The sequence below is a fragment of the Nocardiopsis sp. MG754419 genome (assembly GCF_018207095.1).
Classification (GTDB): Bacteria; Actinomycetota; Actinomycetes; order Streptosporangiales; family Streptosporangiaceae; genus Nocardiopsis.
The window spans coordinates 1-550 of sequence record NZ_QOCZ01000348.1 but is presented as its reverse complement, the minus strand read 5'-3'; the positions used below and the strand labels follow the sequence as shown (position 1 = coordinate 550).

Genomic DNA, 550 nt, shown 5'->3' with positions numbered 1-550 from the left:
GGGTTGGACAGGGTGCAGGAGCTCAGGGACAGGCAGCCGCAGCCGATGCATCCGGTGAGGTCGTCGCGCAGGCGGATGAGTTGCTCGATGCGGGTGTCGAGTTCGTCGCGCCATTGGGCGGAGACGGCGGCCCAGTCGTCCCGGGTGGGGGTGCGGTTCTCGGGGAGTCGTTCGAGGGCCTGGCGGATGCGCGCCAGGGGCAGTCCCACGCGTTGGGAGATGCGGATGAAGGCGACGCGGCGCAGGGTGTCGCGGTGGTAGCGGCGTTGGTTGCCGGTGGTGCGGCGGCTGTGGATGAGGCCCTGGCGTTCGTAGAAGTGCAGGGCCGAGACGGCCACTCCGGAGCGTTCGGCGACCTGGCCGACGGTGAGTTCCTTGGTTACGGGTGCCACGCGTTTCAGTCTAGGGGGCCGGTGGTGTGGGGGGTCGGGTGCTCTGGAGGGCGTACAGGCGTGCGTAGGCGCCTCCGCGTAGGAGGAGTTGGTGGTGGGTGCCGGTTTCGGTGACGCGGCCCTGGCTCAGGAGCAGGATGCGGTCGGCGGTGCGGGCC

1 protein-coding gene and 1 pseudogene are annotated in these 550 nt (G+C 70.4%); both read right to left on the bottom strand.

What is annotated here, in order from left to right:
- The coding region (gene soxR, locus DSY14_RS28065; RefSeq protein ID WP_211719599.1) for a redox-sensitive transcriptional activator SoxR at nucleotides 1-392 on the bottom strand (392 nt) is incomplete at its 3' end.
- 10 nt (nucleotides 393-402) lie between these two features.
- Nucleotides 403-550, bottom strand: a pseudogene (locus DSY14_RS29525) (ABC transporter ATP-binding protein); the annotation flags it as partial.